Here is a 14,580-nt window from a genome sequence, read left to right on the forward strand (position 1 = left end):
GACAAGCTACATTTGTTCAAGGAAAAATAGAAAGGTAGGTTAAATATGAGCATTGAAATATGGATTACTATTATTGTATTCTTCTTAACGATGATTGTTATCTTTTGGCGCCCTCGTGGTTTAAATGAGGCGTGGCCGGCAGCAATTGGCGCTGGCATTATCCTCATTACTGGACTTGTATCAAAACCAGACGTCATGGACATTGTAAGTAAAATTGGCGGTGCCTCCATAACAATATTAGCGACCATCGTTATGGCGGTTATATTAGAAAGCTTCGGCTTCTTCCACTGGTCCGCAGCAAAACTTGCAAATTTAGCAAAGGGCTCCGGTCGCCGTTTATACTGGTATATTCAATTACTTTGTTTTCTTATGACTCTTTTATTCAATAACGACGGTAGTATTTTAATTACAACACCGATTTTAATTTTACTACTGAGAAACCTTCAATTAAAACCTCATCAACAAATCCCTTATTTATTAAGCGGTGCTTTAATCGCCACTGCATCTAGTGCACCAATTGGTGTAAGTAATATTGTAAACTTAATTGCCTTAAATATCGTCCATATGACTCTTTATATGCATACTGCTATGATGTTTGTACCTGCAACACTAGGATTATTGTTTATGTCATGGCTCATGTACGCAGTTTTAAAGAAAAAACTCCCAGAAAGATTACCTGTTTCTTCATATGATATTGAAGAGATTTTCTTCACGAAAAACTTCCATCCGTTAAAAGGAAAAAGTTCTGTTGATACAAAACAAAAACGTACAAAATTCATGTTAAAAGTATTAGGCTTCGTCTTCCTTATGCGCTGTCTTCTATTCGTTGCATCCTTCTTATCGATTCCAATCGAAATTGTTGCTGTACTCGGTTCACTCGTTCTTCTTATCTGGAGATGGTACTACTTACGAACAAACCCAGTCGATATTTTGAAAAAGACACCGTGGCACATTTTAGTTTTTGCTTTCTCTATGTATGTAATTATTTACGGGCTTCATAACGCAGGATTAACAGCGGCACTTGTAAGTTGGCTCGAGCCAGTTGTAAGTCAGCATCTACTCTATGCCAGCTTTGCAATGGGCGGACTCGTTTCCCTCCTCTCTAACGTCTTCAATAACCACCCTGCACTTATGATTGGTACAATCACATTAACAGAAATGTGACTAGATCCAGTCACATTAAAAACTATCTATCTCGCAAATATCATTGGTAGTGACATCGGTTCACTATTATTACCAATTGGTACGCTAGCTTCCCTCATTTGGATGTATATACTAAGACAAAACAAAATTAAAGTGAAATGGAAAGATTATTTAAGCGTATCTCTCATCGTAATCCCACTCACAACAGTCGTCACATTATTCCTCTTATACTACTGGGTACAATTATTCTTCGCCTTATAAAGTGAAACTTTAATCAGTGGGGGGGGTGTTCATCCCCTACTGATTATTAGCCCGTACCAATCAGGCGTTTACGGGCAGCAGGGCTCCCACCTAACTTCTTTGCTCCAGCCGAATTTTGAGGTGGGAGTTTTACTGCCCACAAATAGCGGGATAGACAACAGAAGCCCCCTTTGCTACCGTCTTAGCAAAGGGGGCTTCTTCTATATTTAAGTTAGGTACAGTGTGATCAATCAAGTAAAGAGGTGTAACGTGTTATTGATATAAGTGACTACCAGTTTCTTTGAATTCTACCGCTTTCTCTTTCATTCCTTTTTCAATTGCTTCTGTCGTTTCTAAATCATTTTCTTTCGCATATTCACGAATATCATGCGAAATTCTCATACTACAAAACTTCGGCCCACACATTGAACAGAAATGCGCTGTTTTCGCCCCTTCTGCTGGCAACGTTTCATCATGATACTCCATCGCACGTTCAGGATCTAAAGATAAATTAAATTGATCGCGCCAACGGAATTCAAATCGTGCTTTTGAAAGTGCATCATCACGCTGATGAGCCGTTTTATGCCCTTTCGCAAGATCGGCTGCATGCGCAGCGATTTTGTACGTAATAACCCCCGCGCGAACATCATCTTTATTTGGTAAACCTAAATGTTCTTTCGGTGTTACATAACAAAGCATCGCCGTTCCAAACCAGCCGATCATCGCAGCACCAATCGCTGATGTAATGTGGTCATACCCTGGTGCAATATCTGTCGTTAACGGCCCAAGTGTATAGAACGGCGCGCCCTGACAAATATCAAGTTCTTTCTCCATATTTTCTTTAATTAAATGCATCGGTACATGCCCAGGTCCTTCAATCATAACTTGCACATCATGTTTCCAAGCGATTTTTGTTAATTCACCAAGTGTTTCAAGCTCAGAAAACTGCGCTTCGTCATTTGCATCTGCAATAGAACCTGGACGTAATCCATCTCCAAGAGAGAACGAAACATCGTACTGCTTCATAATTTCACAAATCTCTTCAAAGTGAGTATATAGGAAGTTTTCTTTATGATGGAATAAACACCACTGCGCCATAATCGAACCACCGCGCGAAACAATACCTGTCATACGCTTTGCAGTAATTGGAATGTAACGAAGTAATACACCAGCGTGAATCGTGAAATAATCAACGCCTTGCTCCGCCTGCTCAATTAACGTATCGCGATACACTTCCCACGTTAAATCCTCTGCAATTCCGTTTACTTTTTCAAGCGCTTGATAAATTGGCACAGTTCCAACTGGTACCGGAGCATTACGAATAATCCACTCACGTGTTGTATGAATATTTTTGCCTGTAGATAAATCCATAATCGTATCTGCACCCCAGCGAGTCGCCCACGTCATCTTCTCTACTTCTTCTGCAATAGAAGACGATACAGCAGAGTTTCCGATATTTGCATTTACCTTTACGTGAAAATTACGTCCAATTATCATCGGTTCCGCTTCAGGATGGTTAATGTTCGCCGGCAAAATCGCACGACCTTCTGCAATCTCCTTACGAACAAATTCAGGCTCTACCCCTTCACGAATCGCAACATATTCCATCTCAGACGTGATAATACCATTACGCGCATAATGCATTTGCGAAACATTTGCACCTTGCTTCGCTCTAAGCGGCTTACGATCCATTTGCGGGAAAACAGGTGTATGTTTCGAAGCCACTTTCACACCGTCATCCTCTGGTTTTACTTCGCGCCCTTCGTATCCTTCTACATCACCACGCCCCAACGTCCAAGAGTGGCGCGGCGTTGGAATCCCCTTTTCCAGCTCCACTTTATACTCAGGATCTGTATAAGGTCCACTCGTATCATACACACGGATTGGCGGATTTTGAACACCATTCGTATCGCTTTGTTCAATCTCGCGCATCGGCACTTTCATACCTTCACGTGGCCCATCCACATACACTTTCTTACTTCCTGGTAAACTCGATTTCAATTCAATTTGCTCAGCAGAAACAGACTGTTTCATAACCTTTATTGCCCCCTGTTCGTGACAAGGACGAGATATGGCCAGCGTATGCCAAAATAAAAAGAGCCAGGTCCATAAAAAAAATAAGGACCTGGCTCATAAAGACATAATTATGTAAAGCCGTTAACTTCCCTACGCTGGTACGAGCCAGATCAGGTCCAAAGGGTTAAGAAGTTCACACGCTTCTCTCTCAGCCTACGCATACATACGTTAGGCACCCCTAGTTTATCACTGATTTAATTTTCAATACTTTCCAAGTATACACGTTAATCTGAAAAATGCAAAGGTTATTTCTTTTGTTGTTTACGGAATCATCCAAGTTAAATAATAAGCCTGCACATATGTCATAATCCCAACAATAGTAACGAAGAATAAACTATGCTTTAATGTAAAGCGGAACAAATCTGACTCTTTCCCAGCAAGTCCAACTGCCGCACAAGCAATCGCAATCGATTGCGGAGAAATCATTTTACCTGTTACACCGCCAGTTGTATTTGCTGCAACGAGAAGCACTTCAGATACACCGACTTGCTGAGCTGTAATTGCTTGTAAATTCGAGAACAGTGCGTTCGCTGACGTATCTGATCCTGTTAAGAATACCCCAATCCAGCCTAAGAATGGCGAGAAGAACGGGAATAGTCCGCCAGTTCCTGCAAGTGCTAACGCTAATGTAGAAGATAAACCAGAATAGTTTGCGATAAATGCAAATCCTAATACGAATCCAATAGATAGAATTGGCATTTTTAGTTCGTTTAACGTTTCTTTAAATGTTGCTACTGCATCTTTTGCACTCATTTTCAAAATAAAGATAGAAATGATACAAGCAATTAAAATTGCTGTTCCAGTCGCTGATAAAATATCTAATTTCAAGATTGCTTCATAAGGTGTTGGTTTATTTACAATTGGCTCTGCTTTCATTACTAAATTGTGCAAGCCTGGAACTTCAAATTTAAATACGAGACTTTCTAAAGCACCACCTGGAGCGAATAATTCTTTAAAGAAACTTTGGCTCCAAATGACTACCATCACAGTTAAAATAATGAACGGAGACCATGCTTTTACTACTTTTCCTACCGTTAGTTTCGGCATAGTTGTCGTCGTTGCTGCTACTTCACTATTCGCTTCTTTAGACTGATAAATTTCTTTCGGCTGCCAAACTTTTAAGAATAGCGATAAACTTACTAAACTTACAAGTGCTGACGTAATATCAGGAAGTTCCGGCCCTAAAAACGTCGCTGTAATAAACTGTGTAATTGCAAATGAACTACCCGCTACAAATAAAGCAGGCCACGTTTGTATTACTCCTTTAAAACCATCCATTAAAAATACGATAAAGAACGGAACAAATAAAGATAAGAACGGTAATTGATGCCCAGCCATCTGTCCAATTTTATGTGGATCAATGCCTGTTACTTGTCCAGCAACTGTAATCGGAATCCCCATCGCTCCAAACGCTACTGGTGCAGTATTTGCGATTAAACAAAGACCTGCTGCATATAAGGGATTTAGCCCAAGACCTGCAAGAAGCGCTGCCGTAATCGCTACCGGTGCACCAAATCCTGCTGCCCCTTCCAAAAATGCTCCAAATGAAAATCCGATTAAAATAACGAGTAAACGATGGTCATTCGTAATTGATAATACAGATGCACGAATGACATCAAATTGACCTGTTTTCACAGAAATTTTATATAAAAATACTGACATAATGATAATCCACGCAATTGGCCATAATCCGTATAAGAAACCGTATCCGGTCGCTGCCATTGCCATTGTGAATGGCATTTTATACGCAAATAACGCCACCAAAATCGTTAATACAACTGTAATAAATCCCGCCACATACCCCTTCATGCGGAAAACTGCTAAAGCTAAGAAAAAAAAGATGATTGGAATAAGTGCGACTGCTGCCGAAATCCAAATGTTACCGAACGGATCGTAAACTTGTGTCCATGTGTTCATTGTTCTCTCCCCCTAAAGAATCCCCTTTTAAATAGATATAACCTTATCAATAGACTATCGGGTCATCATACCTTTAAGTCTAAAAAAATATAAAACATTTAAGAAAACGTTTTCACTAATTTTATCACAACAATTTCCATTTAAAAATATTTTTTTGAAAATTTTATCATTTAAACAGAAAATCTTACAAAAACGTCACGTTCTTGTAATGTTAATCGATAGGAAGATTGCCAAATTTATCGCATACTAAAAGTATAACAACGGACATTACTTATGAGGTGATATATATGAACGGAAACAAAATATTAGCAGCTTTATCATACTTTAGTGTATTATTTGCGCCTATCTTATTCCCTATTATCGTGTGGATTGTAGGCGATTCTGAAACGAAACCACATGCAAAACGTGCTCTATGGACACATATCATTCCAAGCATCGCTTCATTTATTGGATTAGTTATTTTAGGAATTATGGGCATCGGATCTGATCAACCAGACGTAACACTTGGAATTGGAGCAATTATCGTCTTATGTATTTGCGGAATCATTAGCTTATACTACTTCATTTGGAATATCGTGAAAGGTATTAAGGTACTGAAAGCTTAGTTTTAAACAAACGTTTGATTAAAAAGGACACTTGCAAATTGCAAGTGTCCTTTTCCCGATTCGTGAGGGCTAATAATCGGCGGGGGATGAACAGCCCACTAATTAAAGTTTCACTTTATCTTCTGCGTTTCTTCTTTTTTCTCATCATTTTCTTTCGGCGTGTATTCGCTTTATCCGCTATAATGTGGAGCGTACTCGCCACAACAATCCCCATTACAAACGTTACAATTTCAACCTCGTGTTCCTTCGCAATTTCTATTAAATTTCCGTCGAATGCTATTATATTTAATAGGAATAAAAACGGAGAAAACACGATTAACATGTATGCAATACGAATAATATCACCAATTATAATCGTATGTGTGAAGAAGGAACGATGGGGCATTACGCTCCTATATGGATACCAAAAAATGCGCAGGAATCCCCATTTATTATACGCATTACTGTACGTATCTAAATCCGGTGTTAAAAATGAAGTACCTACTAAAAAGCCAATTGCAAAAGTTAATAAAAAATCAAAATTTGTTAATCCATACGAAAAGAGCATAAACAAAACAACCGGAAGGGATATTAAGTTTATTTTCGTATGCGTTCTTCCTGATGGCATAATGCACTTCCTCGCTTACGTTCGCCCTGTCACCATATGACAGTTCTCACCTATTGATCTAATTTCTGATCGATAAATGATGTGTCTATATCCGAATCAAACCATTCTGCCAACTTCACTCGTGCCTTATCTTTCACATCTTCATTTACGTATAACGATACTTGTAATAGTGCGGCCGTTAACGCACCTAAATCATCCGTATAACCAATTCCCGCAATGAAATCTGGGATTGCATCAATCGGTGCAATAAAATAAGCAAGTGCTCCAATTACAATAATTTTCACTCGTTTTGGAACATCAGGCCTTTGCAAAACGTAAAACAACAATAAGCTCACATAAATTACAGACTGCCCAGCTTGCTTTGCAACATGTTTTATTTTCTTCCAAAACGCCTCAACTGAAAATTTTTGTTTCATTTAAAAGCCTCCCTATTTTCAAAAGAAATAAGCTACTTTATGTTATCAGTAAAAGTTCATCAAAATTACACAAAATTTATCAATAAATTTCATTGTAACAAACAAACCCAAAAAGAACAAGTGTTCGTTTATTTTCTCATATTTCCCTTCATATAATAGTTTTCTAGAAAGCCAATTTAAGCTTTGCATTTCATATTTCTCAACCTTAAAATTTTCGATTTCACCTAACATTCTTTTCTATATTTATTATATTTTCTAGTTGACGAGCATATAAACGAATGTTAAAGTTTTCTCTGGTAGTGACAAGTCACATACAAAAAATGTAAAATGTTATAGTGTTTCTCAGAAATGAATTTTGTTGTATAATACAGAAATGACGTTATGCTTATGAGCAGCACAAGAAACCAAAAAGGGTATGCATAGTTAAAGTCGTATATGGGTGAATATAGAAACTCTAATTATGGCCAAGAAAACTATGTATTTTTTATTTTAACATTTTTCGCTCCAAAATCGAACAAGCCTGATAGAGAAAGGGTGGAAATGAATGAAAGAAACCATGAAATCACAATTTCAAAATGTGCGTTTCACTTTATTCGTAGCTTTGGCCGTATGGCTAAAAACCTACATCATTACACGCACAAGCTTCGATTTAAAACTTGAATCTTTTATGCAAGAATTCATTTTATTCATTAGTCCATTAGCAGCATCATTACTGTTTGTGGGTCTTGCATTATTTGCAAAAGGGAAAAAACGTAACTATATAGCACTAGGAATTAACTTTATCTTAACGTTCATCCTTGTTGGTAACGTAATGTTCTACGGATTCTACAATGACTTCGTTACTTTACCAGTACTAGGACAAACATCTAATTTCGGAAGTTTAGGTTCTAGTGTGAAAGAATTATTTAACTTCAAAATCATCCTTGCATTTGCGGATATTATCGTATTCTTCGTTCTATTGAAGAAGAAAAAGAAAGATTTTGCACCGACAGAACGTGTAGCACGTCCGATGCGTTCCCTATACTTCGTGTCAACAGTTGCTATTTTCTGCGTAAACCTAGGACTTGCAGAAGCTGAGCGTCCAGAATTATTAACACGTTCATTCGACCGCGTTATGCTTGTTAAAAACCTAGGATTATATGTACACCAAGCATACGATCTTGGCTTACAAGCAAAATCAAGTTCACAAAAAGCGTTTGCTGATAGTAGTAAATTGCAAGAAGCAGAAAACTATGTGAAAACAACACAAAGTAAACCAGATCCAAATATGTATGGTACTGCAAAAGGGAAAAACGTAATTGTTGTCTCTCTTGAATCATTACAAACATTCTTAATTGGTGCGCAAGTTAACGGACAAGAAGTTACACCATTCTTAAACCAATTTGCGAAAGAAAGTTATTACTTCGATAACTTCTTCCATCAAACTGGGCAAGGTAAAACATCTGATGCTGAATTCTTAGTAGATACTTCACTATATCCACTAGACCGTGGTGCTGTATTCTTCACACACGGTAACAACGAATATACAGCAACTCCAGAAATTTTGCGTCAGCAAGGGTATCACACATCAGTATTCCACGCAAACAACGCAACATTCTGGAACCGTAATATTATGTATCCGGCACTTGGTTATGATCGTTACTACAACGAGCTTGACTACAAGATTACGCCAGAAACAAAACTAAACTGGGGACTAAAAGATATCGAATACTTCGATCAGTCTATCGATATGTTAAAACAAGTGAAGCAACCGTTCTATACTCGCTTCCTTACTTTAACAAACCATTACCCATTCACTTATGATGACAGTACGAAATTAATCGACGAGTACAATTCTGGTGATGGAGTATTTGATCGTTACATGGTAACAGCTCGCTACTTAGACGAAGCAATGAAACACTTTATTGAGCGTCTAAAAGCAGAAGGTATTTATGACAACTCTGTTATCGTATTCTACGGTGACCATTATGGTATTTCTGAAAACCATAATCGTGCAATGGCACAGTTCTTAGGAAAAGAAGAAATTACTACATTTGACCATATGAACTTACAAAAAACACCGATGTTTATTCACGTTCCAGGTCAAAAAGAAGGTAAAACAATTTCAAAACCAACTGGTGAAATTGACATTAAACCAACAATTCTAAACCTACTTGGTGTAGATTCTACGAATCAAATTCAATTCGGTCATGACGTATTCTCATCAGACAATAAAGGATTCGTTGTTCTTCGTGACGGTAGCTTCATTACAGATAAGTACATGTACACAAACAGTACATTCTACGACCGTAACACAGGTGAAGTTGTACAATTACCGAAAGAAGAAGCTCAACCACTTATTGATCGTGCACAAAATGAACTGAACATGTCAGACAAAATCATTGAAGGCGACTTACTTCGCTTCTCTGAAAGCAATAAGATCAAAACTGGTGAAGTAAAAACAGCTATTAAAGAAGAAAAGAAGAGTGCTGAGTAATCTCAGCCTCTTTTTTTTATTCCTCTCTCTAACTTCTTCTATACATTAACTTTAAAATTACATAACCTTCACCGAATATTTACACTACATTAATGAAGTATCTTTATAATAAAATATGTAAACAAGGTTCCACATATTTCTTATCTCTCATCTTCAACAAGATCCCTTAGAGAAATATGCGCATCATTTGTTTTCAACTTTCTTATAATTGTCTTTCCAAGTGTTTTGTTTACATAAATGAAACCTTTAAAGACGATGTCCCTATGAATGATAGCTACCCTCCTTGTGCAACATTCCATACGAATGTTGCTTTTTTTTATTCAAAAAGCAGGATTCTTATTTCTCATTTTCGAATTTGTATATACAAAATGCTATAAAGTGAAACTTTAATCAGTGGGAGTTTTACTGCCCGTTAATGCGGGATAAATCACCACTACTGCTCTGTGATTTACAAATACATATACGTCATATGTAGAGAATTGCTTACATAAAAATTACTATAGTGATTTTTATTCATGTACTAACGAAAGGATGGGACGAAAATTGGCATACGAAAGATTTGTACTATGGAATGATGCAGTTATTGATACAACAAAACATCGCGCGTACATAGAACTTGAAGAAAGAGGTTTACAATTTGGCGATGGCGTCTATGAAGTTATTCGCCTTTATAACGGAAACTTTCACTTATTAGACCCACATTTAACAAGATTATATCGATCCCTGGAAGAAATAGAATTATCACTTCCTTTCTCAAAAGCCGAACTCATCATCTTACTCTACAAATTAATTGAAAATAATAATTTCCACGAAGACGGAACAATTTACTTACAAGTATCTCGTGGTGTACAAGCTCGAGCACATGCATTCTCATATGACACATCTCCGACAATCTATGCTTATATTTCAAAAAAAGAAAGACCATCTTTATGGATTGAATACGGTGTACGTGCTATATCAGAACCTGATACACGCTGGCTCCGCTGTGATATTAAATCGCTAAATTTATTACCAAATGTATTAGCTTATACGAAAGCTGAACGCAAAGGTTGTAAAGAAGCACTTCTCGTACGAAATGGTATTGTAACTGAGGGTAGCCACTCTAACTTCTTTCTCATAAAAAACGGAACACTATATACGCATCCAGCTAATCATCTTATTTTAAACGGAATTATTCGTCAGTACGTCCTTTCTTTAGCTAACACTCTTCAAATTCCTGTGCAAGAAGAGGTTTTCAGCATTCGCGATGTTTATAACGCAGATGAATGCTTCTTCACAGGAACGACTATTGAGATTTTACCAATGACCCACCTTGATGGAACTGCGATTCAAGACGGGCAAGTTGGGCCTATCACCAAATTACTACAAAAATCATTTTCTCAAAGCCTTTTAAAATCCAACATTTCATCTTCTTAAATACGAATAATCTCCTCTCTTTCTACAACAAATATATGTATTTAAATGGAAATCAAGGTGTGAATTTATGCCTTGATTTTTTCTTGTAATCTTTTTGTCATATTCAGATTACCGCATAAGTCTTGACAGTAATCGACATGCTCTTTAGAATTTTTAACAGTTGGTAAATATTTCTTCACTACATTACAGACAGAAAGGAATCGACAAATTATGAAAAAATACCTTGCCGGTCTTGCGGCAGTTTCTGTAGCAGGAGGAGCAGCACCTACACTTGATAGTGTTCAAGCTGCCCCGGAACAAAATACACAAAAAGCTGCTACACAAACTGTCCAAGCTTCCGCATCAAACACTTCATCTTATAAGGTAACTGCTGACGTATTACATGTTCGTGCAGGATCAAGTACTTCTCACGACGTCATCTCTCGCGTTTATAATGGTCAATCATTAAACGTCATTGGAGAAGAGAATGGTTGGTTCAAAATTAACCATAATGGAAAAACAGGCTATGTGAGTGGCCAATTTGTATCAAAAAACGGAGCAACAAATAACAATGTAAGTACAGGTGGCAACAATAAAGTTACTGCTGATGTATTACGTGTACGTACAGCTCCTAACACTTCTAGCTCTGTTTCAGGACGTGTATATGAAGGACAAACTTTAAACGTTATCGGTCAAGAAAATGGTTGGGTGAAAATCAACCATAACGGACAAGTAGGTTATGTGAGTGGCCAATTTGTATCAGGCGCTTCTTCAAATGGGGGCTCTACAAACGATAACAATCAAACAACTGTACAACCAGCAAGTGGAAACTATACAGTAAACGTATCTTCCCTTCGCGTTCGTACAGGTCCTAGCACTTCTCATACAACTATAGGTTCTGTTAAGAAAGGACAAGTAGTACAAGTTGTAGGCGAAGTTCAAGATTGGTTCAAAATCAATTACGCAGGACAAACAGCTTACTTAAGCAAAGACTACGTAACAAAAGGCGGTTCTAACGAAAACGTCACGCAAGGTAACAACCAAGAACAAAACAATAATGTAACTGTTCAAACTGGTGGCACTTACGTTGTTAACGCCACATCACTACGTGTTCGTACGGGCCCTGCTACTTACCATAGCGTAATTGGTGGCGTATTAAATGGTACGAAATTAAACGTAGTTGGATCTGAAGGTAGCTGGTTTAAAGTTAATTATCAAGGAAAAACAGGCTACGTTAGTAGCGAATTCGTAAAATTCGTTAAAGGTGGCACTACTACTCCTGAACAACCTGAGCAACCTAACCAAGGTGCAATTGGCGAATACTACATTAATGCTTCTGCACTAAATGTACGTAGCGGTGAAGGTACAAATTATAGAATCATAGGCGCACTTCCATATGGACAGAAGGTTCAAGTAATCTCTGAAAACTCTGGATGGAGCAAAATTAACTACAACGGTCAAACTGGTTACATCGGAACACGTTTTCTATCTAAAACACCAGTTGGTGGTGCAGTAGATAATAAGCCTAACGACAATCAAAATAACAATCAAAATAATAACAACAATAATAATAGCGGTGACAGTTCTTCTCTGCTTGCATACGCGAAATCTATGCAAGGCGTACCATACGTTTGGGGCGGTACTTCTGCTAATGGTGTTGACTGCAGTGGTTACATCTACCACGTATTTAAGAAATTTGGTCATAACATTAGCCGCCAAAGTGTTGCTGGATATTGGAGCAGCTTACCAAAAACTTCAAGTCCACAACCAGGTGACTTAATTTATTTCCAAAATACTTATAAAGCAGGTCCTTCTCACATGGGTATCTACCTTGGTGGCGGATCATTCATCCAATCTGGAGATAAAGGTGTAGCAATCGTTTCATTAAACAACTCTTATTGGAAAAGCCATTTCTTAGGGTATACGAAAGCACCTTAAGTTATAGTTTCAGAGCCTTCTAGTTTACTAGAAGGCTCTTTTTAAAGGAATCAATATAGTAATCCCCTTTCATTCTCTCTACGAAAAAATTATGCGTTCATTCTCCTATTTCATACACTATATTCTATAAAAATTGTCCAAAACGTTATCATAATGAATATATTTCCACAAAAAACATAACCTATTTCGTGTCTATTCATTTTATATGTGTTTTTTCAAAGAATTTTCTTTTTATTTAAACTTTTCGTTAGACGTTTGACCTCCGATGTCCATTATGATAAGTTACTTAAGATGTTATATTCGCAAAAGTATAGACAACTGGTTTATACACTTTTTTACTATGAGGAAGGAGCATACACTGCATGAATGTTTTATGGGGAATTGGCGGCGTGATTGGAGTATTAGCAATTGCTTTCTTACTATCTTCCAACCGCAAAGCTATTAATTGGCGCACAATTTTAATCGCGCTAGCATTACAAATGACATTTTCATTTATCGTATTGCGATGGGATGCTGGAAAAGCAGGCTTAAAAGTTGCTGCTGACGGCGTTCAAGGATTAATTAATTTTTCTTACGAGGGAATTAGGTTCGTTGCTGGGGATTTAGTCAACGCAAAAGGCCCTTGGGGATTTGTTTTCGTTATTCAAGCACTACTTCCAATCGTATTTATTAGTTCATTAGTAGCAATCTTATATTACTTAGGTATTATGCAGAAATTCGTTAGTATCATTGGTGGTGCATTAAGCAAGCTTCTTGGAACTTCTAAAGCAGAAAGCTTAAATGCAGTAACAACTGTATTTTTAGGACAAACAGAAGCACCAATTTTAATTAAACCATACTTAGCACGTTTAACTAACAGTGAATTCTTCACTATTATGGTAAGTGGTATGACAGCTGTTGCCGGATCAGTTCTTGTCGGATATGCAGCAATGGGAATTCCATTAGAACATTTATTAGCGGCAGCAATTATGGCAGCTCCATCAAGTTTATTAATTGCAAAATTAATTATGCCAGAAACAGAAAAAGTAGATAATAATGTTCAACTTTCAACAGAGCGTGAAGACGCAAACGTTATCGATGCAGCTGCACGCGGTGCATCTGAAGGTATACAACTTGTTATTAACGTAGCTGCAATGCTAATGGCTTTCATCGCATTAATCGCTTTATTAAATGGCTTATTAGGATGGGTTGGTTCTTGGTTCGATATTAAACTTAGCCTTGATTTAATCTTCGGTTACTTATTATCACCATTTGCAATCTTAATCGGGGTTTCACCCGGCGAAGCTATACAAGCAGCAAGTTTCATCGGTCAAAAACTTGCAATCAACGAATTCGTTGCATATGCAAACTTAGGACCACACATGGCAGAGTTCTCTGCAAAAACAAATATGATTTTAACATTTGCAATCTGTGGTTTTGCAAACTTCTCTTCTATCGCAATTCAATTAGGTGTAACAGGAACGTTAGCTCCTACTCGCCGTAAACAAATTGCACAATTAGGGATTAAAGCAGTTATCGCTGGTACACTAGCGAACTTCTTAAACGCAGCAGTTGCAGGTATGATGTTCCTATAAATTTATGTAAAGTCTCCTCTTTCTAAAGAGGAGACTTTTTTCATATAATCCAAATGCACTTTATATATTGAATACCTCATTCTAAAATATAAAAACATTATGCTACATTAATAAGTCTGTTTATTTTTTTTATAAAAGAGGGATATTATTTTTGATGTTACTCGCTCCAAAAAGAATTCCAGTTACATGGTCC

General features: G+C 37.4%; 9 protein-coding genes, 1 pseudogene and 1 riboswitch. Of the genes and pseudogenes, 6 read left to right on the forward strand and 4 right to left on the reverse strand.

The window, feature by feature from the left end:
• The first annotated feature begins 45 nt into the window (after positions 1–45).
• Positions 46–1,404: pseudogene (locus CQZ94_RS12640) on the forward strand (arsenic transporter).
• 252 nt (positions 1,405–1,656) lie between these two features.
• On the opposite strand, the gene thiC reads toward CQZ94_RS12640, so the two are convergent.
• Together thiC and lldP are read right to left on the reverse strand one after the other, a co-directional pair.
• Positions 1,657–3,417, reverse strand: a complete 1,761-nt coding sequence (gene thiC, locus CQZ94_RS12645; RefSeq protein WP_105585654.1) for a phosphomethylpyrimidine synthase ThiC — start codon at positions 3,415–3,417, stop codon at positions 1,657–1,659.
• Between the two features lie 112 nt (positions 3,418–3,529).
• Positions 3,530–3,649: riboswitch (TPP riboswitch) on the reverse strand.
• A 71-nt stretch (positions 3,650–3,720) separates the two neighbouring features.
• Positions 3,721–5,376, reverse strand: a complete 1,656-nt coding sequence (gene lldP / locus CQZ94_RS12650; RefSeq protein WP_105585655.1) for an L-lactate permease — start codon at positions 5,374–5,376, stop codon at positions 3,721–3,723.
• A 287-nt stretch (positions 5,377–5,663) separates the two neighbouring features.
• Here lldP and CQZ94_RS12655 point away from each other — a divergent pair, with 287 nt between their 5' ends.
• Positions 5,664–5,981, forward strand: a complete 318-nt coding sequence (locus CQZ94_RS12655; RefSeq protein WP_002159844.1) for a magnetosome magnetite crystal formation protein family — start codon at positions 5,664–5,666, stop codon at positions 5,979–5,981.
• Between the two features lie 115 nt (positions 5,982–6,096).
• On the opposite strand, the gene CQZ94_RS12660 is transcribed toward CQZ94_RS12655, so the two are convergent.
• Both CQZ94_RS12660 and CQZ94_RS12665 read right to left on the reverse strand, forming a co-directional pair.
• Positions 6,097–6,588, reverse strand: coding sequence for a metal-binding protein (locus tag CQZ94_RS12660; protein WP_070145518.1), 492 nt, complete (start codon positions 6,586–6,588; stop codon positions 6,097–6,099).
• Positions 6,589–6,638: 50 nt separating this feature from the next.
• Entirely contained in the window at positions 6,639–7,004 is a 366-nt protein-coding gene (locus tag CQZ94_RS12665; RefSeq protein WP_105585656.1) for a YkvA family protein, read from the reverse strand.
• A gap of 544 nt (positions 7,005–7,548) precedes the next feature.
• On the opposite strand from CQZ94_RS12665, the gene CQZ94_RS12675 reads away from it, so the two are divergent.
• From CQZ94_RS12675 to CQZ94_RS12690, 4 genes are all read left to right on the forward strand, one after another.
• Positions 7,549–9,480: an LTA synthase family protein gene (locus CQZ94_RS12675; protein ID WP_105585658.1), complete on the forward strand. Its 1,932-nt coding sequence runs from the start codon at positions 7,549–7,551 to the stop codon at positions 9,478–9,480.
• Between the two features lie 531 nt (positions 9,481–10,011).
• A complete protein-coding gene (locus CQZ94_RS12680; protein WP_105585659.1) occupies positions 10,012–10,896 on the forward strand; it encodes a D-amino-acid transaminase in 885 nt (294 codons plus the stop codon).
• Positions 10,897–11,106: 210 nt separating this feature from the next.
• The gene (locus tag CQZ94_RS12685) at positions 11,107–12,813 is read left to right on the forward strand and encodes a C40 family peptidase (protein ID WP_105585660.1); all 1,707 of its coding nucleotides are present in this window, start codon (positions 11,107–11,109) and stop codon (positions 12,811–12,813) included.
• A 362-nt stretch (positions 12,814–13,175) separates the two neighbouring features.
• Complete coding sequence (locus tag CQZ94_RS12690) at positions 13,176–14,387, forward strand: NupC/NupG family nucleoside CNT transporter (protein WP_105585661.1); 1,212 nt, start codon at positions 13,176–13,178, stop codon at positions 14,385–14,387.
• The last annotated feature ends 193 nt before the right edge of the window (positions 14,388–14,580 follow it).

Origin of the sequence: Bacillus sp. MYb209 (assembly GCF_002975175.1) — a bacterium.
Lineage (GTDB): Bacteria > Bacillota > Bacilli > Bacillales > Bacillaceae_G > Bacillus_A.

Bases quoted from the DNA above. Each gene is read 5' to 3' on its own strand.
- CQZ94_RS12680 (WP_105585659.1), top strand. From the start codon at position 10,012: ATGGGACGAAAATTGGCATACGAAAGATTTGTACTATGGAATGATGCA.
- CQZ94_RS12685 (WP_105585660.1), top strand. From the start codon at position 11,107: ATGAAAAAATACCTTGCCGGTCTTGCGGCAGTTTCTGTAGCAGGAGGA.
- CQZ94_RS12665 (WP_105585656.1), bottom strand. From the start codon at position 7,004: ATGAAACAAAAATTTTCAGTTGAGGCGTTTTGGAAGAAAATAAAACAT.
- CQZ94_RS12655 (WP_002159844.1), top strand. From the start codon at position 5,664: ATGAACGGAAACAAAATATTAGCAGCTTTATCATACTTTAGTGTATTA.
- CQZ94_RS12660 (WP_070145518.1), bottom strand. From the start codon at position 6,588: ATGCCATCAGGAAGAACGCATACGAAAATAAACTTAATATCCCTTCCG.
- thiC (WP_105585654.1), bottom strand. From the start codon at position 3,417: ATGAAACAGTCTGTTTCTGCTGAGCAAATTGAATTGAAATCGAGTTTA.
- lldP (WP_105585655.1), bottom strand. From the start codon at position 5,376: ATGAACACATGGACACAAGTTTACGATCCGTTCGGTAACATTTGGATT.
- CQZ94_RS12675 (WP_105585658.1), top strand. From the start codon at position 7,549: ATGAAAGAAACCATGAAATCACAATTTCAAAATGTGCGTTTCACTTTA.
- CQZ94_RS12690 (WP_105585661.1), top strand. From the start codon at position 13,176: ATGAATGTTTTATGGGGAATTGGCGGCGTGATTGGAGTATTAGCAATT.